Source organism: Pararobbsia alpina (assembly GCF_965118125.1).
GTDB classification, from domain to species: Bacteria; Pseudomonadota; Gammaproteobacteria; order Burkholderiales; family Burkholderiaceae; genus Pararobbsia; species Pararobbsia alpina_A.
In genome coordinates, this window is record NZ_OZ221289.1 from 141,550 (window position 1) to 162,587 (window position 21,038).

13 protein-coding genes and 2 pseudogenes are annotated in these 21,038 nt (G+C 57.6%); 11 read left to right on the plus strand and 4 right to left on the minus strand.

All coding sequences use genetic code 11. The features are described from left to right. Positions 1–1,951: 1,951 nt before the first annotated feature. Positions 1,952–2,665 (minus strand): annotated as a pseudogene (locus ACMFWR_RS31455) (DUF1223 domain-containing protein). A 162-nt stretch (positions 2,666–2,827) separates the two neighbouring features. On the opposite strand from ACMFWR_RS31455, the gene ACMFWR_RS31460 reads away from it, so the two are divergent. The 3 genes from ACMFWR_RS31460 to ACMFWR_RS31470 all read left to right on the plus strand — a co-directional run bounded on the left by ACMFWR_RS31460 (position 2,828) and on the right by ACMFWR_RS31470 (position 4,563). Beyond that, positions 2,828–3,466, plus strand: coding sequence for a cytochrome b/b6 domain-containing protein (locus ACMFWR_RS31460; protein ID WP_413197701.1), 639 nt, complete (start codon positions 2,828–2,830; stop codon positions 3,464–3,466). 18 nt (positions 3,467–3,484) lie between these two features. Further along, complete coding sequence (locus ACMFWR_RS31465) at positions 3,485–4,261, plus strand: molybdopterin-dependent oxidoreductase (RefSeq protein ID WP_413197702.1); 777 nt, start codon at positions 3,485–3,487, stop codon at positions 4,259–4,261. A 65-nt stretch (positions 4,262–4,326) separates the two neighbouring features. Beyond that, the gene (locus ACMFWR_RS31470; RefSeq protein WP_413197703.1) at positions 4,327–4,563 is read left to right on the plus strand and encodes a pentapeptide MXKDX repeat protein; all 237 of its coding nucleotides are present in this window, start codon (positions 4,327–4,329) and stop codon (positions 4,561–4,563) included. A gap of 273 nt (positions 4,564–4,836) precedes the next feature. Here the strand turns inward: ACMFWR_RS31470 and ACMFWR_RS31475 are convergent, their stop codons facing one another. Next, on the minus strand, positions 4,837–5,139 hold the full coding sequence (locus ACMFWR_RS31475) for a hypothetical protein (protein ID WP_413197704.1): 303 nt from the start codon (positions 5,137–5,139) through the stop codon (positions 4,837–4,839). A gap of 1,196 nt (positions 5,140–6,335) precedes the next feature. On the opposite strand from ACMFWR_RS31475, the gene ACMFWR_RS31480 reads away from it, so the two are divergent. Then, a complete protein-coding gene (locus ACMFWR_RS31480; protein ID WP_413197705.1) occupies positions 6,336–7,355 on the plus strand; it encodes a S1 family peptidase in 1,020 nt (339 codons plus the stop codon). Between the two features lie 589 nt (positions 7,356–7,944). Here ACMFWR_RS31480 and ACMFWR_RS31485 read toward each other — a convergent pair. Further along, positions 7,945–8,259: a hypothetical protein gene (locus ACMFWR_RS31485; RefSeq protein ID WP_413197706.1), complete on the minus strand. Its 315-nt coding sequence runs from the start codon at positions 8,257–8,259 to the stop codon at positions 7,945–7,947. 2,408 nt (positions 8,260–10,667) lie between these two features. Between ACMFWR_RS31485 and ACMFWR_RS31490 the strand changes: the two genes are divergently transcribed. The 3 genes from ACMFWR_RS31490 to ACMFWR_RS31500 all read left to right on the plus strand — a co-directional run bounded on the left by ACMFWR_RS31490 (position 10,668) and on the right by ACMFWR_RS31500 (position 13,002). Then, on the plus strand, positions 10,668–11,093 hold the full coding sequence (locus tag ACMFWR_RS31490) for a CopG family transcriptional regulator (RefSeq protein ID WP_413197707.1): 426 nt from the start codon (positions 10,668–10,670) through the stop codon (positions 11,091–11,093). A gap of 33 nt (positions 11,094–11,126) precedes the next feature. Beyond that, the gene (locus ACMFWR_RS31495; RefSeq protein ID WP_413197708.1) at positions 11,127–12,221 is read left to right on the plus strand and encodes an alpha/beta hydrolase family esterase; all 1,095 of its coding nucleotides are present in this window, start codon (positions 11,127–11,129) and stop codon (positions 12,219–12,221) included. 454 nt (positions 12,222–12,675) lie between these two features. Further along, positions 12,676–13,002: a hypothetical protein gene (locus tag ACMFWR_RS31500; RefSeq protein WP_413197709.1), complete on the plus strand. Its 327-nt coding sequence runs from the start codon at positions 12,676–12,678 to the stop codon at positions 13,000–13,002. 871 nt (positions 13,003–13,873) lie between these two features. On the opposite strand, the gene ACMFWR_RS31505 is transcribed toward ACMFWR_RS31500, so the two are convergent. Then, complete coding sequence (locus ACMFWR_RS31505) at positions 13,874–14,320, minus strand: response regulator transcription factor (RefSeq protein ID WP_413197710.1); 447 nt, start codon at positions 14,318–14,320, stop codon at positions 13,874–13,876. A gap of 504 nt (positions 14,321–14,824) precedes the next feature. Between ACMFWR_RS31505 and ACMFWR_RS31510 the strand changes: the two genes are divergently transcribed. From ACMFWR_RS31510 to ACMFWR_RS31525, 4 genes and pseudogenes are all read left to right on the plus strand, one after another. Beyond that, complete coding sequence (locus tag ACMFWR_RS31510; protein WP_413197711.1) at positions 14,825–15,124, plus strand: hypothetical protein; 300 nt, start codon at positions 14,825–14,827, stop codon at positions 15,122–15,124. Between the two features lie 342 nt (positions 15,125–15,466). Beyond that, a pseudogene (locus ACMFWR_RS31515) lies at positions 15,467–16,342 on the plus strand (manganese catalase family protein). Positions 16,343–16,463: 121 nt separating this feature from the next. Then, positions 16,464–18,698 carry a glycogen debranching protein GlgX gene (gene glgX, locus ACMFWR_RS31520; RefSeq protein WP_413197763.1) on the plus strand — a complete coding sequence of 745 codons (2,235 nt, stop codon included), beginning with the start codon at positions 16,464–16,466 and terminating at the stop codon, positions 18,696–18,698. A gap of 653 nt (positions 18,699–19,351) precedes the next feature. Then, positions 19,352–20,989, plus strand: a complete 1,638-nt coding sequence (locus tag ACMFWR_RS31525) for a methyl-accepting chemotaxis protein (protein WP_413197712.1) — start codon at positions 19,352–19,354, stop codon at positions 20,987–20,989. Positions 20,990–21,038 lie beyond the last annotated feature (49 nt).

Here is a 21,038-nt window from a genome sequence, read left to right on the forward strand (position 1 = left end):
CCAACCCAGAACCTGCATTTGTCATTTTGAGCCCGGTGGATGGCTCGCGGGCGTGCACGTGGAACGAGGCACCGACGAGGCACCGACGAGGCACCGACGAGGCACCCGGTTTTACATGTGTACGGGGTCGATTCAGCTACGCCGTCACACGTTCACGAAGTTGTGAAGAGACGCCAACAAAACCGTCTTCGGGTCCACGAGAGCTTGACCGAAGAAAGAGGCTAGTCACGCCGCCCAACCATAGGCGACTCCGCTGACTGAAATTTGGTTCCACCCGAGGTTGACTCTGTCCGGCCGCTAGCCGCGCTGCACAGGTCCTTGCGCGTATGGCGACTCGGGATAGATAGGTCCGAACTCAGGGGATACGCGAAGCGTCGAAATGCGGATCACGAAGGCCACTGGCTGCGCCGCACCACGCACTATCGAAAGCCGTGTCCACTCGATGTAACCCGCTTTTGAATCAAGAACCGACGAGAGCACGGACCAATCCGTCCCGCGTGCGGTACAAGCACTTTCCTGGCGGCGACCGATTCTGGCCCTTAGCATCGAAAAAATTCATGCTAAATGCGACATCGACGGGACATGCGAGCGAGACTGGACCGACTCCAATCACGTGAAATTCGTCTGCCAAGACCCAGCGAGCACGCAACGAGCGAATGTGCCTACTCTGCGAGAAGGTCAACAAAATCGAAAACTAGAGCACCTTAGTCGGGCTAAGCCGACGGTATCTCCGCCGAGGCCAATATCTCGCCGCCTCGCGCAATGCGAGCAGCAGAAGTTGTCGCAACACTTTTGGATAGCCGCGCTCAGACTTGGGCCTGTCCTCGTGAAGTTAGGATCGGCTTTTTGCCGTTGCGTGCCCGAAAGCCTGACTCGAGCAGCAGACAAAGAGTGTCGAAGTACGTTGAAATCAACCTGTCCCTAATAATGAGCAGGCGAGCGATGCAGGTACGAAAATCGACAGGTGAACGAGTAACCGATACGGAATGCAACGCGATAGCTATGAGTGCGTCACAGGGAACCGCGACGAATAGTCAGAACTCATTGGCGAATAATCTTCGCAATCGCGAGGCCTCGAACGAAACTTACCTGGCGATGAAGCTCGCTTCGCCATGGGCTCTGCACCGAAAGACGGACACCGACTGCCGCCTGTCACGCGGAGAACAAGCTATGTAGCGTTGGCGAGAAATGGGGTAGTTTTCAAGCGATCGCAGGAAACGCGGCATTTCGTGAAACAATCGAATACGTTCTATAAATGCTCGAAAGCCACGTTCAGCCGAAGGTTTGCGTGCTTTTAAAGGCCAATTCGCACCAATGTTTCACGGCCGCGCGCGTCCCAGCGAGGTGAGCACGAATAGAGAACGGTTCGTGGGCATTACTTGCGAGCCGCCAAGCAAATCGTATTGAATGATACGTAATGTGTCACAGGAATGGGCTTTCCAGCCAAGTTAGCGAGCGTAGATCCCGCCAATCGCCTGGACTGACACTTCTCTGCCGCCAAGCGCGACGCCGCTGCGCTTCCCCCTTAGGATTCTCGCGCGCGATGGGGTTACGTGAGCGAGCGGCGACATCGCGGACGATTCGGAATATGGCGTTGCGGGGGAGAGGAGGGGATGACTTGATGATCTTTCGCTCGCTAGCCCTGTGTGTATATTGAAGCGCAATCCTGGCCGGCCCGTCGGATAGCACCAACAACCAAGGCGGCGGCGCGCGCATTCTCGAAGCATGTGCAGTCCCCGGGCCTCAAGAGACGTGGGCTCGAATTTCACGCTCCGCAGGGAAGGCCGATCCCTCGCCTGAACGCTTCAGACACACCCGCCCGGTGACACACAACGAGTCGATAGGTCGAGGCTACCCGACTGAGCTTGGGTAAATCCGCCAGGTCAAGTAGACGTATGCAGCCAGCAACTCGGCTGCGACGCAGGAGATCGGATGCGGTTTGCCCAGAAAGTCAACGCGTGGGAGTTCCTTGCACATCCGCCACCCGCGCGGCGCCGACAATTGCGCCGTCACTTGCTTCGAGCAGGACTGCCAGATGCTCACCCGCAACGCTGTTCGCATTCAACGTCACCATCGCGCCCGACCATTGGCCAATTGGTACGAACTCGCGCACGACGTTAGATTCGGTGAGCGTGCGGCCTGCGTTCTCTCCTCGTCCAACCGGCGTGACGCGACGCGTGTCTTAACCCACGAGTACAGCGCGTGCGTGTCCGGTTCCCGCTCCAATCGTCACCGAAATGTGACCGCCTTCACGTGTTCCGCTCACCGTCGCAGCAGTATCGATGTTGCGCACCGCTTGATCGATCGCATTGTTGGCCGCAGTGCGATTCGATCCCACGACTTCGACCTTGCCGTCGATAACCATTTGCGGCGTGTATTCAAAGCCACGAAAGCGCTGAGCGTATCGGGCTTGGCGTGCATCGGCGTCGTCGAGCGAGAAGGGATCTTTCCACCCGAGCTGATTCCAATACGTGACATGAAACGCCAGCGGCAGAACGTCCGCACGCGTGTCATTCAATTCCGATAGAAAGCTGTCAGCAGGCGGACATGACGAACAGCCCTCTGATGTGAACAGCTCGACGACAACGGGACGCGGCGCAGCCGCGAGCGCGTTCGTCGCCAGTAGCGTTGCTGCGCAAAGCACGGTGAATAAGCGAGCCATCATGGCCTGACTCCAGATATCGTCGATGTATGTATTACGTTCGCCCGCCCGGCATAGTTACAGCAAAGCTCGCGCGACGTGCGACGCGTATAAATCTTCACAACGCTGTAACCACGTTCGCTTCCACGACGAATCCATAAGTACCCGATCGACATGGTGATCGACATGGATACGATGAAAGCGGAACCCGCTCTTGCGCACACAATCTCTGCGCGCGATCCCCAGATTCACCCGATATGGCTGCGCCTCACGCATTGGATTAACGCGTTCGCGGCGCTGATCATGATGTTTTCCGGCTGGCGCATCTACGATGCGTCGCCCGTGTTTCGGGACATCATCATTCCGCCGGCGATTACGCTGGGCGGCTGGCTCGGTGGTGCGCTGCAGTGGCACTTCGCGGCGATGTGGCTCCTGGTCTTCAACGGGCTCGTCTATCTCGCGATCAATCTGGCGAGTGGCCGGTTCACCGCAAAGTTTTTTCCACTCTCGCCGCGTGCCGTGTTGTGCGATCTCGTCGCTGCCCTGAAAGGCAGGCTCTCGCATGCCGATCTGGGGCATTACAACGCGGTGCAGAAGCTTGCGTATCTCGCCGTCATCGTTGATCTGATGGTGCTCGTACTGTCCGGGCTCGTAATTTGGAAGTCGGTTCAGTTTCCGCTGCTGCGCGCACTGATGGGCGGCTACGACAACGCGCGCATCGTTCACTTTTTCGCGATGTCGGCAATGGCGGCGTTTGTCGTCGTGCATGTCGCGATGGTCGCGCTTGTACCGCGTTCGCTTTTGATCATGTTACGTGGCCGCTGATTCGTTGGAACAAACGACATGAACATCAAGGAAGCACGCCTTTTCACGCTCGACCGCGAAGCTATTCTCGCTGATGCGCGACGCGAACTGGATATGCCAGCCCGCCGCCGGTTCGGCAAGCAGATGCTGACGGTCGGCGGCCTGTCGTTGCTGACCGGCTGCTCGATCACCGACAACGACTCGGTCAACAAGTTTCTCACTGCGGTCTCGCGCCTGAACGATCGCGCGCAGGCGTTGCTGTTCGATCCGAAGTTACTTGCGCCGACTTACACCGAAGCCGAGATCACACGGCCGTTTCCTTTCAACGCGTTCTACGGAATCGACGAAGTTCCGGAAGTGAGCGGAAGCGACTATCGCCTGACGGTGAGTGGTCTCGTCACGGGACAACGTACCTGGTCGTTGCCTGAACTGTATGCGCTTCCTCGGGCCGAGCAGATTACGCGGCATATCTGCGTCGAAGGTTGGAGCGCGATCGGCCGCTGGGGCGGCACGCCGTTTAGCGAATTCCTGCGTCGCGTCGGCGCGGACACCTCGGCGAAGTACGTCGGCTTTCGTTGCGCGGACGATTACTACGAAAGCATTGACATGCCGACCGCGATGCACCCGCAAACGCTGCTCACGTTCGACTACGACGGCGAGCGTTTGCCTGCGAAATATGGGTACCCGATGAAGCTGCGGATGCCAACCAAGCTTGGCTACAAGAACCCGAAGCATATCGTCGAGCTCTTCGTGACCAACAAATACCCGGGCGGCTATTGGGTCGATCAGGGCTACAACTGGTTCGGCGGTTCCTGAATGGATTCAGTTTTCGGCCCCGGCATATGCCCGGCGGCCAATATCACCCACCAAGGAGATCAGAAATGAAACGAATCATCACAGCAGTATTCGCCGCGACAATCGCAATGGCCGCATCTACGGCGTTCGCGCAAGCAAGCGGCGCAATGGCAAACGATGCAATGGGCAAGGATGCAATGGGCAAAGACGCGATGGGCAAAGACGCGATGAAGAAGGACAGCAAGATGAACAAGGACAGCAAGATGAAGAAGAACGACGCGATGGGCATGGACCATCCTGCATCGGGCGCGATGTCGAAGTAACCGAGGTGTGTCATGGGGCGGGTGACTCACCCGCCTGGCGTATTTTCTCGCTGGCCTTCGGCCAGACTCCCTGACACGTTGAGAGCGAGTGCTATGGGAAGAATTGATCGAGATCGTCCGCATCAAACTGTCGTCGTATCCGGTACGGACGATACGCGCAAATCGCTCAATAGTCCGTTGGTCGATTGCGCAGCATCTCGTAGGCTCTCCGCCGCGCGGCCATCTTGCTTCGATCAGGAGGATCGTAGTCTCGAGAACGTTCTCGCTGCGCCACTAGCTCCCCCTAGATTTCGCAATGGCGGCCGTCGGCATAAGCGTGTCAAGCCTTCCCGACAGCACACGGACAGCCTCGCCGCGTCCGCGCTCTTCCAGCAGCTCGCGCAGGAGCGACAAAAAGTGGATCAGATCAGAGGCGGCGTGGCGGGCAAGAAACACGGCGATCGTGTCGTCGACCTCGCTGGCGATATTTTCGGGGGACAGCCTGCTACCGATGTGAGAAGAATGCTTCGCCAACTCTCCGCTGTACTCCATGCGGCAGCGATGATGCTCACGCGCAATACTGGGCCGTGCTTTCATTGCGTCCTTCCAGTCGGCCACCGCTGGCCTTCGCACGGAAACGCGCAGCGCCGATGGCGCCGAGCACGCTTTCCGATTTATCCGTAACACGGATCCGTGACGTCGATTCTCCTACCGAAAGGAGTGTGTGCGTCGGCAATTGCATTCATGAGCGAGAGCCGCCACGTCGTCCGGCATTCTCTCCAATACGAAAACGCGCGTCAGCCGCCTTACGCAATCGCGTGAATGCATCTGCGAAGGCCTCGGACGCCGAGCGGAACCGCGCGGATGGCGGTGGAACAGAGCAATACCCACCGCGATCGGTCATGCGCAGGGCCTGCGTCGCGATATAAAACCCGGACTCGACGTCATGGGCTACGACAACGTGCAGCTCGGAACCGAGGTACGCAACCGTCTTTCGTTCCACGAGGTGACTCTCCCTAACACGCTGCGCATAGCAGCTGTATGTAAGCCTATATGCCTCCCAAGTTGTGTCGGCCGATCGTGACCGAGTTGCGTCGACTGGCATGACCTGGGTATCGATGACGTGAATCGCCGAGCTATCAGTTGACCTTTTAGCTATCAGCTTTGCGTCGGCAGCGCGAACAGCGTGCAGCAGCTGCGGTCCAAGAATCGCGCGCCAAAGTCTGCGCGGAACAGCGGTGGAATCAGCTCGCTGTCATGCGAGTGAGGTAGTCCAAGTGCAGCCACCAAGACATGTCCCGCGGACTCAGTGACGGGAACCCAAGAGGGGCGCAAGGGATGCGAATTGACGACGTGCTGGATGCGATCGGCATGTCTCTGTCGACGTGCGATACGCTTTTTTTGTGCGTGATGACAACTGACTGTACGGCCCCGTCGCGAAGACTGTCAATCGATATCGGGTCCGTTCGATGCCACCGCGCTCGGGATCGAACTTACAAAGTATTCTGCGACAGAACACGGGCTTCGGCACACACTAGCCACGACTTGCCGATCGTCGGCGAGCCACTTGGGGAGATGATCATGGCCAAGGGCCAGCTTCGTAGCAATCGCGAGCCGAAAAAACCCAAACAGCCCGCGAAGCCGGCGGTGCTTTCCAAGTTGATTTTTCCAGTCAAAGCCACAAAGCCTGTGGCGAAAGGGACGAAAAGCCGCTAGAAGAGTGTGCTTCACCCGAGCGAGCGACGAGCTGGCCATTGTCGAAGTATCAGGTGCCGTGCAAACGAGGGTGAAGCGTGAAATTCTATGTGAGCTCGAACGGCGACGAGTGGTTGCTCAGTCGCACATCAGGTGGTGAGTTGCGTGTGACGCATGTGCCAAACCATGCCTCAGGCGGAGGTGCATCCGAGACGAGCGTGAAAGCCTTTTTGTCCGGCGACCGCTCGGGCCCTGAGCATGAGGCGCTGCGAGACTTGATGTCGCCGCCGAGCCGAGTACACGACGGCAACAGGGATTCGATTTCGTCGAATCACGAAGCTAGCGCAACGACGCCGACGTCTCTTGGCGAAAGTGGTGTGGAGTGTCGGCCGGACTCGTTGTTACTTGCCGTCGTCCGAATTCGGACGCTCGGGAATCGACAGATACTCACAAACGCCAGCGGATTCTTTTTCAAGAGGTCGGGGCGTCTGTTTCTCGTGACGAGCCGACATGTGCTGTGTGACGAAGATAGCGGTCACTTGCCGGACGCAGTGGAGATTGAACTGCACATTGACGTTCGCAATCTTGGCCAATCCATATGGTTCTCGATCCCCTTGTATAACGATGGGGTGGGGCTGTGGCGGCAGGCCGAAGACGGCGGAGGAACGGTAGATGTTGCGGTGGTGGAAATCAATCGCGATGTCTTACCTCCGCGCTCATTCATTTGCTTCTTCGAGCCGCAGCACCTGCTCGTGCCTCGAGGCGGAATCGAAATAGGTTCGTCCATTCTGATCGTGGGCTTTCCATTAGGATTTCACGATACTCTCCATCATCTTCCCGTCGCTCGCCATGGAATTCTTGCCTCCGCGTTTGGATTCCGGTTTCAGGGAAACGGCGTGTTTGTCACGGATGCGCGAATGCACCGTGGAACAAGCGGCGCTCCCGTTGTCGCGCGCGACGAATCTGCCCTCACAACAGACAGTGAGCTTCCATGGATGTTGCTGGGCGTCCACTCTTCGAGCATCGACATGAGTAGTCGTGACGTCGATGCAGACGATTCGCTTGGCCTGAATAGCGCTTGGTACGCGGACGTGCTGATGACGTTGACGGGGAACTAGTTCGTTTGGATGAGTAACAGTTGGTGGGCAATGCGAGTGGCAAAGTATTCGATCGCGAAAACGCCGAGCGGAGTCCGTTGTCGCGAATTGACTCGCACACGAAAGCGGCGCTGAGAATATTGCGCCTTCGCCTTTCACTGGGGCGGGGCTCACCAGAGTATGTACTCCGCCATGAGCCTGTCTGCCCGCGCAATGGAATGGAAGCTGCATCTGAGCGAGACAAATCCTGCGCTTAACGTTCGGTCGTCGCGCACAGGCGCCTTTGTGCGGAGCGGCTCTCAAAGCGCAGCGTGTGGATTCAGGGCAACATTGATCGACTGGCAGCTACCTCGGATGCATACTGGTTCGCTTGCCGGCCTGACTACCTTCCTTTCCTGACGAGAGGGGAATTCCCGCGATGCTTGGACGGCGATAGCCGTAAGTCACGGCCCGACCTTCCAATCCGTAGTTTCAACCGGTCAATCACGAGGCGGCTCTCGCGACTCCGAATGGAATGCGCAAAGATGAAACCATCGCCGGTACGTTTCATTCGACTCGCGGATCACTCGCGGCTACCACTGGTAGCGCGCGTGTGCTCTGCGCAGTCGAACTAGTTTCGCCCCCTTGCCTGTGCAAAGACCGCAGGAGTGATGTCGCTCAGTTGCTCGACGCCGAAGAATTCAGCGATTTGACGCGTCACATGCACGCTGAAGGGCCCATCGAAGTCACTGAGTTCGGCGCTGCGGGCGGCAATTAGAACATCGGTCGTCTCGTCGTCGTCGCGTAAAGCTTGCACTTCAGAAAAAGTGAGATCGAGCACATGGTCGGTGACGTCGACCCTTCGCGTGTCGCCAATGTCGATCGCGCAGTTGTTGGACCACCTCTGTAGATGGATTGCGGCCCAGATGCGCTTGTGAGTTTGCAATTTACGTCCTTGTCCCAAGATTGCGCGCTGGAACTGCAGTGCGAGTGTGTGCGAAGCGGTTCGTGATTTCAGTGGGAAACACGCGGTGTTCGATGGTACCGCGATGTACGTCTGCATGCGACCGAGGAGGACGGAAATCGTACCGCCGGAATCATCGCAAACGCGTGCTAATTCTCCGACGTTCGGCTGACGTTACATAGCGCTTCAAACCGAGCCTCCATTTCACTACTTTATCGTCCCGGACCACGCATCTTTATCGTGGGAAAGTCAGTGACACGACGGATGACAAGACGTGCTCGTTGCAACTAACACCCGAGGATTCGTGCGGCCTAGCAGACGGCGCTGATGCGCCGTTATAAACTAGCATTCAGGAGCAAGACAGATTTGTCTAGCTTATTCGAGCCTTTATCGGCTGTCCGGTCGGCGATGAATCGACTGCGCTTTCTGGCCGCGAATAACAGAAGCGTCCCACGTTTCGATTTTCGACGCGCCCTACCGTGGGGCAATTCAACCCCAAACGCTTGCTAGAGAAGGCTGTCTAGACCTCTGTTCACCGATTTGAGACACATCTAGCAGCGGGTGATTTTTGCTCCTGCGTTGCTGTCCCGGACCATCGGTGCATCCCGGTCGTTGTTAGCCGTTGACGTGCATCCATAGTTGCCCCAGCGGGACGGCCGGGGGATGCGGAAAAAACTTGAATTGGTTAAGCAGCGAATCCCAGACTTTTCCCGTAACCCGAAAGGGCTGAGTGCGTATCGTCGCGGTTAGAGGCGTGAGTGACGCTGCAGCGTTGCGATTCGAGCCGCGAACCGAGCGCATCCGCGCAGGAAGTCGGTATCGCTTGGGCGCATGCGTGGGTCCGCGCCCGCGAGTGGGGCTGAGGGTGAACGCCACCGCGTTTGTAGTTTGTCGCGATTCGGCGTTGACAGTACCAGCCTGCGTAATCGGGAGCATGACGCACCAGGTTTAACGCGGACTTCGGGTCGCTCTCAGCTGGTGGAGCGCTCGGTCAATCTTGTTTCGTTGCCGCTGCGTCGGGGGACCACTCAACGCCGGTTCGCGTTCGAGCAACTCTACGTACGAGTCCCACGACTGGTTTGAAACGCCCGCCGGCGCACCGTTACACATGCGTCTTACCTATTCGGCCCGGCGAATCGTCGCACGCAGCCTGTGGACTTCCCAGCGAAGCTCCAACATGACCGACGAATCGACGTCGTCAATTTTCGCGAGCCTGGCTGCGATAAGGGGTTCTCGGCGCATGGTTTGAAATCGGCGATATACTGTACAAAAATACAGTATTTTCCTCGCGACATGTACCGCACACGACCGAAATTCGACCCTACCGAATCGGCCCGCCGTTCTGCATCCTCGCAAATGGAAGAACAATCTCCGTCGGACGGGTATTTCGGAATATTGCACTGCATCAAATTTGTTACGCTGGCGCAAGCATCACACCAACCTGTAGGTCTCAGCCGCACAATCTGGGAGGCGAACCATGGTTCATGACGCCGATATTGCAGCAACCCTAATGAATCGATGGGGCATATCCGGCAACAGTAGAGACAGCACTCTCGAGCTTTTAAAAGAGGGCCGGCTACAGTTCACGATCGAGCGAGGACTCTTCGAAAGCGGTGTCCCGTCCTTCCGCCATGGAATCGAATTCGAGTGCTTGTTGTTCGGAGACGGATCGCGTGTGCTGCGGCTGGTGGACTCCAACAAGGCGAGCGGTCTTACGCCTTGGTCGAGCGTCGCTCCAGCGAAAGCTATGCCGCATGCGGCGAGTCTCGGCGCAGCCAATCGAGGCAATCATGACCGACCTCGCACTGACAGCACCACTCTATTCGCCGACTGAAGGTGTGCTCTTCTCGGCTTACGGGTTCGACCGCGGGTATGTAGGTTGTACGCTTTCATTTGAGGCCGCGCGAGCGCCCTGGCGCCGAGTATCGAGACAACAATGCTGCTAGCGTTCAAGCTCAACCAACAGCTGATTGTGCGCGTAGTCGGCAGCATGCCGGTACCACCGGATGGACAGCGCGCCGTGCTAAAGGCAAGCGAGTTGGTCTGAAACTTTCCGTACTCCACCGGAAGGGGCCTCGCGCCCGCGCGTTCCCTTGGTTGCGAAAAAGCAAGCGACTGCAACAGGATGTACTAGCGGCCATGCTCGGGCTACGTCACCGAGTTGAGCTCGACTGCGCCTGTGGTCAGACCTCCGGGAGGATCGCGCCTGGATATAGAGCGTGAAATCGAGCATCGCTCGAGGACAGCGGTCGCGCGAACACCTCGGCTCGGTTGGGAAATGACTCCCCCATTTCGCCGCCCGGCATAGCGCCCGATAAGATGGTCTGACCCCAAAAGTATTTGTTGCACTGCGTCGAAAACCCGCCTATAACCATCCATATGGATGGCGAATGGATGGAATCGTGAAAAAATTGACGACCGGGCCGAAAATCGGTGACTCAGAAAAGATCACGATCAACTTGGGCCCGGTTGATCTCGGCCAAATCGATCTTCTGGTCGAAGAGGGCTTTTACGCTAACCGCAGCGACGTGATCCGAACGGCGATTCGCAACCATCTTTCGTTGCACGCGCAGGTGGTGCGCGAAACCGTCACGCGGCGCGCGCTGGTCTTGGGGCTTCAGCATTTCTCCAAACAGGACCTCGAGGCGGTTCGCGCTGCCCACCAGCGCCTGAATATCCATGTGCTGGGCCTCGCCAGCATCGCACCGGATGTCTCGCCCGAACTCGCCCTCGCAACCATCGAAAGTGTGGTGGTTCTCGGAGCGTTTCACGCGTCGCCTGCCGTTAAGGCTGCGCTCGCCGATAGATTTCGCTAGCCGGATCGTTACCCAGGAACGGGGAAAAATGCGATGAAATTGAACGAAGGATTTTTGAGTTCTATGCGCGGCGCGATGGCGTTACTGCGCGAACATGGTCCCGCCAAGGCGACGGAAGCCATTCAACGTGCGTTGCACGCCAACGTCGCCGACAAGATGTATGACGTCGATTCGCATCAAACTGGGCAGGGCGCGTCACTCCCGTCATTTGCGAATACGGCGAACGAGCGTTTCGCGTTCGGCGCGGCAGAAGAGTGCGTCGATGTAGAGGATCTCGGGCATGTCAGCACGCATAGATATTCGAACGCCGCTGGCAGCCGTAAATATCGGTTATATGTGCCGCCGCGTGAAAACGACGATGCGCTCCCGCTGATCGTGATGTTGCATGGGTGCACGCAGAGCGCTGACGATTTCGCCGCTGGCACGCAGATGGACGCGCTTGCTCAACGACATCGATGTCTCGTTGCGTATCCTGAGCAGCCAGCCCAGGCAAACCCATCCAAGTGCTGGAATTGGTTCAAACCAGAGGATCAAACTCGCGAGAGCGGTGAGGCTTCACTGATCGTAGGAATTGCGCGCGAAATTGCTTCGACGCTCAATGTCGATCGGGACCGTGTCTTCATCGCTGGTTTATCTGCGGGTGGAGCGATGGCGGCAAATATAGTTGACGCCTATCCCGACGTCTTCGCCGCTGCCGGCGTGCATTCGGGTCTCCCAGCGCGATGCGCGCACGATTTGCCCTCCGCGCTTGCGGCCATGAAGGGTGGACGCCATCCATGGATGGGGCGCGCTGGCCACGAGACACACGCACCTCGTCGACCGATGATCGTGTTTCACGGAGACGCGGATACCACGGTTAATGTCGCTAATGCCATGCGAATCGCACAGGGCTTCGACGCGAGGCTGGACATCGACGGTGGGATACGCGCGCAGAAAGCAGGTAATCGTGCCTCCAAGGCCTCGCGGATAATATCAAGCAATGGCATCGACGCAGAGCTATGGATCGTGCATGGTGCTGGGCATGCGTGGTCGGGTGGCAATGCGCAGGGAACGTTCACGGATCCACGCGGGCCTGATGCAAGCGCAGAAATGCTCCGATTCTTTCTGGAACATCCGAAAGAATCGTAGTGCAATCGGGAGCGAAGGCGATCGAAACAGGCCTAGATTCTTCTAAGATCTGGTTCGCCGTTCTCAGGAACGGAATGCATACTCCAGCCGACGATAACTTTCGATTGCCGGGCCTCGATGTCAGCGCGAGGTGGACTACCGTCGCCGTCGTAAATGGAGGGCCAAACGTAGCGGCAACTGCGCCTCTGCATCTGCGCGATGAGCGGTGGATTTGCTGACGCAGACTTGCGTACTGCGGATGCCTCGCGGGTTAGCCCGGTCTCGCATCGCACAATGCGCGCTTCTCAACGTCCCAATTGCGCTGATGGCACGCTGTTGCGCGCAAAGCGGACGCGGACAGTGCCCACGGGTTAGCGCGGTCTATTGTCCTGAGCGTAGACGCGGCCAGAACGGGCATAAACCGCTGATAGCAAATTGTGGATGCCACGTTGGTGTCGTTCATGGGGCCATCGCAATGAATCTCAGTACGACGTCGTTATCTGGAACCGTCGGTTGCTGCGAGGCTCTTGCCGCAGCGGGCGCACACGCGGATCAACGCGACGACGAGAGTCGTGCGTGCGGAGAAGATGCTTTCAAACTCTGCAGCTCGAAAATTCCTGACGAAGACAAGGTCGTAACGTGTATGAAGCGACACGTCAGTGAGTTGTCACCGCAACACCGCGTGTACTTTGTCGCGAAGAAAACGTCCGGGTCGTTCATGGCGTGCATTGGTCTTACCGACAAGATCGTTGCGGAACGTAACGAATGCAGCCGCGCCGGAATGAGAATTTTCTTTGAATGAACTCGCGCATTTTGTGCCTGCGCAACGTCGGCGGACTTGACTTGGGGCGGTAGCTGTTGAGGATCACCTAAGGATGCGCTAATGTGCTCGACTGTCAACCTCGGATGCCGTTGCGTGGGCTCAAACGCTTAGTTCTCACTTCCGTATTCGATTGGCGTCAGTCGCGAAGCTTCTCGTGCCGACTCTTCCGCGCAGCACCGGGCTGCGCAGGCGACTTCGTTGGCGTTGGATGTCGGTGCCGAGTTGTAGGCAGTTTCGGGTTGTACGATGAATAGAACGCGTGAAACGCATCCTGTCCGTTCGCCGGCTAAAGCATGCCGAACCAATTGCCTTGCAATCAGCGATGCATGAATCCACTGTCGCAAGACAGCGAAACGGGCGTGGCGTGCGAAGCAAAGGCCAACGCCCGCTGACCGGACGTGACTACCAAGTCCGCATCTCGTCGTCACACGGATCAATGGAAGCTTCCACGCGCACGTCAAAGTAAAGCGAGCATGAGATTGCAAGCCTTTGTTCCCGTGCGTTGGGAGCGGGCACATCGGAGCCGTTCGTCTCCTTGGCTGTCGAGGGCCGGCCATGAACTGGCTCGCCGCTCGTCGCCGCGGACATGGCGCGGCCGGAATAGGCTAGCGAATTTACGGCACGTGGGGCTTGTAGCGAGACCCCATCTCTCGATCGACTCTTTTCCAACTTGGCGATGAATACGGCTCATCGCCAAGCGACGCATCAAGAAAAGCAAGGTTCCAACCGCTCTCTGCTACGTGCGGCGCATTGCTAGGTACGTCCCCACTCTCGAAAAACCGGCTGCGAATCGTGACTGATGCACGCGCTCCTTTCGGGTAGGCCGCATTTAACGCGTCCATGAACCCTGTCATCGATCAGCCACGGATGGCGCACCATCCGGCTGCGTCAACGCGAGCAATATGCGAACTAGCAGGTCCATGTCACCAGGCTTGCCGCAGAAGGCGTCGAAGCCCGCTTTTCGATAGGCCAGCTTGTCCGAGTCAAAGCTAACTGCCGTCCACGCTACGGCGGGGCAGGTAACGCCGCGGCTTCGCAATGCCCTCAACACATCAACGCCGCTCATGTCCGGCAGTGTAATGTCCAGGAGGACAACGTCAGGCTGTGCAAGTGCCGCGGATCGAATCGCCGAAGCACCATCGAGCGCCGTCGAGACGGCGTATCCATGAAGCGTGAGCACAATGGAGATAACCTCCAGGGTGTCACGATTGTCGTCGACTGCGAGAACACGGACGGGCACATGGGCGGCTTGACGCCCTCGATTCCATTGCTCGCCCGATAGAAATCGTTGTGGCATACGGGCCTACGTGTTGTTGCATTGATCTTTGGTGCGTCGTGATCGGGCGCGTCGATGGGCGTACGTCGCAGCGATGGGGCCTTAAACAGGGAGTATCGAACGCACCGCGGGGGCAAGGTGTGCTCACCGCCATGGCGCAAGGCATGTCACCCCAATGGTCCGCCTTCCCCCTTGGATCACACCAAGGATTGCGGCGGGTTTTACGAGCTCGCTAGGCTTGCGTGAGTTCTTGGCCATGGTAGTCTCCGACAAGTTGCATCCACGCATTCGTCGAAGCGATTCGCGTGCCCACCTCAATATATCGAGGTCCGGTTTTGATCGCTACACGACCTCGGGACGAGGATTCGCTTCGACTCGAGCCGCAGATCGCAAGGACGGCGTGTGCACGGCGACGGCAATTGCGTCAAGTGAAGAAGAAAATTCCGTGCGCGCTGTCGAGGAAGTGACCACAATTCTGGCTACGCGCCGACATCGATAAATTGTTTTAGTCGCAACAGGCATCGCATGGGTAAAGCATTTGAATATCGAGGCTTCTATGTCTTCGTGTATATCGAACAATCTGAATGGCGCAGTACGCAGGGATCGCGCGAAGTGGGTTATGTACCCGTGATTCAGATCGCAGAGCGCGACGAAATTACTGAACAATCCTCACGAATTCGCGTTGGCAACGTAGCCGGAAACCCTTTTGGGTCGGCGGATGCTGCAATGGACGCGGGCGGCACGGCAGCGCGAAAGTTCATCGCAGACATGATCGGACACAACGTGACGCAGGCGTTTGCCTGGAAAGAACTGCCACTCCACTGACTACCGCGACATGTCGCTGGTTTTTACACGGCTCCGCTGGGTAGGCCAAGTTACGCGGCGCAATCTACCACGCATTCTTTCCCGCGACTCGAGAGGCTCGCCTTTGACCCGCGCCTCAATGCGCCCGACGCGTGCTGACGTGGCACGTCCCGTGCGAAGACTGCATCGCGACAGTCTCTCTCGCGGCACGTCGCACCGCGTCCTAGCCGGGTTCGTTCGAATCCGAGACTCCACACTAGTCATTGACTTCCTTTCAGGGAGTGCGTGGTGACTTGTATCTACCGTTGAGTGATTGCCGCGTCACGTGGCGGGCAACGCTTTTCCTCAAAAAAGGAGAACGCGATGTTTGCTCATAACAAGCGCCTCCAATACACCTTGCGTGTGGCAGCGCCGAATCCTGGTCACGCCAATTTGCTTCTCGAACAGTTTGGCGGGCCGCAGGGTGACTCGCCGCAGCCTGCTGGTACTTCACACAAGCCGTCGCTGAGGATGACCCTGGCCGGAAAGACATGCTCTTTGACATCGCCACGGAAGAATTGAGCCATCTCGAAGTGATCGGATCTATCGTCGCGATGCTCAATAAAGGCGCCAAAGGCCAGTTGGCGGAGGCGGTCGAAGAAGAGGCCGAGTTGTACCGCTCTCTGACAGGGGGAGGCAACGATTCGCACATCACTGCGTTGCTCTATGGCGGGGGGCCAGCATTGACCAACTCGGCGGGAGTGCCGGACCGCTGCCTATATCGATACGATTGGAGAGCCTACGGCGGACCTTCGTTCGAACATCGCTGCCGAAGCACGGGCGAAGATCGTCTACGAACGGCTAATTAGCGTCACTGACGATTCTGGCATACGTGAAGCGCTCGGTTTCCTAATGACCCGCGAGATTGCCCATCAGAAATCGTTTGAAAAGGCTTTGCATTCAATTCAGCCAAACTTCCCGCAGGGGAAACTCCCGGGCGACCCCAAATTTACAAGCGTCTACTACGATCTGTCGAAAGGTGCTGACGCCCGTGGTCCTTGGAACGAAGGCAGTGACTGGGAGTTCGTTTCGCACCCGGAGCCCGCAGTGGACGGTGGCGATGGCACGGCAACCGTGAACGTTCAGGAAGCTGATCTCGATGTGCTCAAGGCGATGGCCTCTCGTACCGCCTCGGATACGAGCATTGACCCAACGACGGGCGCTGATTTGGGCTCGGGCGGGGCGACCGACAGCATATAAAAATAGGCAGTTGTCATTGGGCACCGTCGAGGGTGGTGCAATGCCCTCGGTACCGCGGGGGCGGGCGCGATTGTTGCGCAACGCTCTCGCCGCGCCACTCCTTGAGACCGTCGACATGGATATGCACAACGACTCACCCATCTCCGAATCCGAAGCACAGACCAAGGCCGCAAGCCGCACGTTCGGCGAGTCCATCGAGGAGGGCGCTCCGTTTCCGTTGGGCGCGACCTGGGACGGCAAAGGCGTGAATTTCGCGTTGTTCTCTGCAAACGCCACCAAGGTCGAGTTGTGCCTGTTCGATGATGAAGGACACACGGAACTCGAACGCATCGAACTGCCCGAATACACCGACGAGGTGTTTCACGTCTACGTCCCGGGCCTGCGGCCGGGTGCCGTCTACGGCTACCGTGTCCATGGACCCTATGACCCCGGGAATGGTCATCGCTTCAACCCGAACAAGCTGTTGCTGGACCCCTACGCCAAAGCGCACATCGGCGAGCTCAAGTGGGCGCCGGAGATTTTCGGCTACACCCTCGATTCGCCGGAAGGGGATTTATCGTTCGATGAACGCGACAGTGCGCCGTTCGTTCCGAAGTGCAAGGTCGTCGACTCCACGTTCTCGTGGTCTCATCCCGAGCGCAGCGCGCTCGGCTGGGATAGTGTCGTTTTTTACGAGGCCCATGTCCGGGGCTTCACAAAAAAACACCCGCAGGTGCCGGAGCGGCTGCGCGGTACGTTCGCAGGCATGGGCGAGCCGGTAATCGTCGACTACGTCAAGAGCTTGGGCGTCACTACCGTCGAGCTCATGCCGATTCATACCTTCGTCAACGACAGCTATCTGCTCGACAAGGGCCTGACTAATTACTGGGGTTACAACACAATCGGCTTTTTTGCCGCCGACCCACGGTATTTCTCCGGAGAGATCGAGCAGCTTGCCGAATTCAAGCACATGGTCGACCGCTATCACGAGGCGGGGCTCGAAGTCATCCTCGACGTGGTTTATAACCACACCGCAGAAGGCAACGAGCGCGGCCCGACGCTGTCTTTCAAGGGGATCGACAACGCTTCGTACTATCGGTTGCTTCCCGATCAGCGCCGCTTCTACATCAATGACACTGGAACCGGAAACACGCTGAACCTCTCGCATCCACGCGTGCTGCAAATGGTGACGGACAGTCTGCGCTATTGGGTAACCGAAATGAAGGTCGACGGATTTCGGTTCGACCTTGCCACCATTCTCGGGCGTGAACCCCATGGGTTCGACGAGGGCGGTGGTTTTCTCGACAGTTGCAGACAGGATCCGGTGCTCTCCAGTGTGCGACTGATTGCCGAGCCCTGGGACTGCGGACCCGGGGGGTATCAGGTCGGTGGATTCCCGCCGGGCTGGGCCGAGTGGAACGATACGTTCCGCGATACAGTGCGTTCGTACTGGAAAGGTGACGAGGGGAAGGTCCCGGAACTCGCAAAGCGCATCACAGCTTCGGGCGACAAGTTCAATCGCCGCGGCCGGAGGCCGTGGGCCAGCGTCAACTTCGTCGCCGCCCACGATGGCTTTACCCTGAACGATATCGTGTCGTACAACGACAAGCACAACGACGCGAACGGCGAAGACAACAAGGACGGACATTCCGACAATCGTTCGTGGAACATGGGCGCCGAAGGCCCGACCGACGATGCACGGATCGAAGAAGATCGTGAGCGTCAGAAGCGCAACATGCTCGCAACGCTGCTGCTGTCGCAGGGCACGCCAATGATCCTGGCCGGTGACGAGTTCGGGCGCACGCAAAACGGCAATAATAACGCTTACTGTCAGGATAACGAGATCAGTTGGGTCAACTGGGAGCAGATCGATGACCGAGGGCGCACCCTGACGGAATTCGTCCGGATGCTGACGACGCTTCGTCGCCGGTTGCCGGTTCTTCGACGTGCCCGCTTCTTGACCGGGGAATATAACGAAGCGCTCGGCGTAACCGATGCGCGGTGGCTGTCGCCCGCCGGTGAGGATTTGTCTCAACAGCAGTGGGACGACGCTTCGATGCGATGCTTTGGGCTGGTCGTCGATGGCCGCGCTCAAGCGAGCGGCATCCGCAAGCCGGCGTCCGACGCTACGCTGCTTTTGATCTTCAACGCGCATCACGACGTCGTTAATTTCACCCTCCCGGCAATTGCAGACGTAGATCACTGGACGTGCTTGCTCGACACGAACGTACCCATTCGCGGCGAACTGCCTGCGTTCAAATCGAGGGACACCTATCAGGTCACCGGCCGCTCGCTCCTAGTGTTTGCCCTCGAAGCCACGAGTCATGAGACGCAGCAAATATTCGACACACTTGAGTGTGATCTAACGGAAAGCTAATCCGCGATGATCGGCGGCAGGGTATGCGAGCGACCCATGCGATAGTTGCTGCTGGCCGAAAGAGCTGAACGACAGTTGCCCTGACTCGCGAACTACACGACGGCCGGGGATTTATCGCGTTGCGTAGGGAGATTCGCAGTATGGCAGATCTTAAATCTGCATACATCGGCGAGAGAATTCTTTCGGATTTGTGGACATGCTGGTCGACGAAGCGTGAGATGGTCGGTTGCGCTACCCGGGGGAGCGCCGCACCGATGACGCTGAATGTCTGAGGAATGCATCGGATCACTTACCGATTTGATGAACACCTTCCACTAGGATGATACGCGTGCGACGGAGTGGGAATGCGCAAGCTTGCCACTCGATACGAGACAAGGCATCTCGTCCAAAACCTCTAGCACATCGCTGTAAATTTCTCAAGTGAGCGAGGTGAACGTCGGGGCACTTATAGATTCTGTGAAACCCGAATCAACGTGTTACGCGCTAGCCCCATTGGTTGATAGTAAGGCATCGATATCATTCGAAATCCTAACTAGGGAATTCAAGGAATTTGATCAAACGCAAGAGATGCAAAAAAATGTTTTCCTTGGAACCTCAATCCGGTCAAGTTTCTTCCGTAAAGAGGTTAGGGGTCGGGAAAACAGGAGAACGTCATGAACATGACCGTCGGTAGAAAACTTGCAGCAGCATTCGGTGTGGTGATCGCAATTTCGTTGATCGGGAGCACTATATCGATCATCAATTTCATGCACCTTAATCAGGCAAATGGCTGGAACGTCCACAGCTATCAGGTTCTACGAACCAGCGACGAGATGCTAGCCAGTATGGTCAACATGGAAACCGGGGTGCGCGGGTTTGTGGCGTCGGGCGAAGAGAAGTTTCTAGAGCCCTACAATGCGGGCAAGGCCCGATTCCAAACGCGATTTGACGAGGTTAAGTCGCTGACGTCCGACAACGCAATGCAACAGACTCGTTTGGCCACGCTCCTTGACATGCATGAAAAGATCAGGAACGTGGACGAGAACCTGATAGCTTTGCGGCGAGACGTCAACAGCGGTAAGCAACCGGCGAGCGCTCTGATCGACTATTTCAAACAGGGCAACGACAAGCAGGCTATGGACCGGTATCGATCCGTCGCGACTGAGTTCAATCGGGCTGAGGAAACGCTCCTTGACCAGAGGTCGGACGCGGTTGCGGCGCTTAGCACGTCGACGAAGTTGACGTTGTCAATATCCGGAACAGTTACAGTCCTCTTGGCGGTGATCTTGGGAACCCTGATCACGCGGGGAATCATCCGTGCTCTCGGGGGCGAGCCTGTCCAGGCAGCAGAGGTGGCGAGTCAAATCGCAAAGGGCAATCTTGCTGCCAAGGTCTCGCTTCATGGCGCTGCGCCGGCGAGCCTGATGAGTTCGCTCGAGATGATGAGACAACAATTGGCTAGCGTCGTCGCCGACATTCAAACCTCCGCCGAGTCGATTCAAGTGTCGGCGTCGGAAATTGCCGATGGCAATCAAAACCTGTCACAGCGCACAGAAGAGCAGGCAGCATCGCTAGAAGAGACTGCTGCGAGTATGGAGCAGCTAACCGCGACAGTTCGGCAAAACACTGAAAGTGCGCTCCACGCTAATACACTTGCCGGGTCTGCTTGCGACGTTGCGACGAAGGGTGGACAAGTAGTGGACGGCGTCATCCAAACGATGCAATCGATTTCGGACAGCTCGGCGAAAGTCGCTGAAATAATCTCTGTTATCGAGGGGATCGCGTTCCAAACCAATATCCTCGCGTTAAATGCCGCTGTTGAAGCCGCCCGAGCAGGCGACCACGGCCGCGGATTTGCCGTCGTAGCGGGCGAAGTCCGTACCCTTGCGCAACGGAGCGCGTCCGCTGCTAAGGAAATCAAGAGCTTGATCACTGACTCAGTTAGCCGAGTCGCAATCGGGGCCGAGCAGGTGCAGCGAGCCGGTACGACAATGGGCGACATTGTCAAAGCTGTGCGCCAGGTAACCGACATAATGGGCGAAATCGCGGCGGCTTCTGCCGAGCAAGGAAAGGGTATTGAGCAAGTCAATGTCGCGGTCACTCAAATGGACGAGGTGACGCAGCAAAATGCAGCTTTGGTGGAGCAGGCATCGGCCGCGGCTCAGGCGATGGCCGAACAAGCAAACACACTGCGGGACGCAGTTGCTGTATTTAAAGTCGGGCAAGCGGAGCATGCGTCAAACACCGCCGTAGGTTCATCGCGGCGCGAAGGCAATCCTCACATGTTGACAGCGCGGCGTGCTCTGGCTTGATGCGCGCGCATCGATGAAGTGATCGGTGTTCACAACCGAAAAGTTGACC

What these genes read in the sequence shown, in the direction of transcription:
- ACMFWR_RS31460 (WP_413197701.1), top strand. Translation starts at nt 2,828, where the DNA reads ATGGATACGATGAAAGCGGAACCCGCTCTTGCGCACACAATCTCTGCG.
- ACMFWR_RS31465 (WP_413197702.1), top strand. Translation starts at nt 3,485, where the DNA reads ATGAACATCAAGGAAGCACGCCTTTTCACGCTCGACCGCGAAGCTATT.
- ACMFWR_RS31470 (WP_413197703.1), top strand. Translation starts at nt 4,327, where the DNA reads ATGAAACGAATCATCACAGCAGTATTCGCCGCGACAATCGCAATGGCC.
- ACMFWR_RS31475 (WP_413197704.1), bottom strand. Translation starts at nt 5,139, where the DNA reads ATGAAAGCACGGCCCAGTATTGCGCGTGAGCATCATCGCTGCCGCATG.
- ACMFWR_RS31490 (WP_413197707.1), top strand. Translation starts at nt 10,668, where the DNA reads ATGGATGGAATCGTGAAAAAATTGACGACCGGGCCGAAAATCGGTGAC.
- ACMFWR_RS31495 (WP_413197708.1), top strand. Translation starts at nt 11,127, where the DNA reads ATGAAATTGAACGAAGGATTTTTGAGTTCTATGCGCGGCGCGATGGCG.
- ACMFWR_RS31500 (WP_413197709.1), top strand. Translation starts at nt 12,676, where the DNA reads ATGAATCTCAGTACGACGTCGTTATCTGGAACCGTCGGTTGCTGCGAG.
- ACMFWR_RS31505 (WP_413197710.1), bottom strand. Translation starts at nt 14,320, where the DNA reads ATGCCACAACGATTTCTATCGGGCGAGCAATGGAATCGAGGGCGTCAA.
- ACMFWR_RS31510 (WP_413197711.1), top strand. Translation starts at nt 14,825, where the DNA reads ATGGGTAAAGCATTTGAATATCGAGGCTTCTATGTCTTCGTGTATATC.
- glgX (WP_413197763.1), top strand. Translation starts at nt 16,464, where the DNA reads ATGCACAACGACTCACCCATCTCCGAATCCGAAGCACAGACCAAGGCC.
- ACMFWR_RS31525 (WP_413197712.1), top strand. Translation starts at nt 19,352, where the DNA reads ATGAACATGACCGTCGGTAGAAAACTTGCAGCAGCATTCGGTGTGGTG.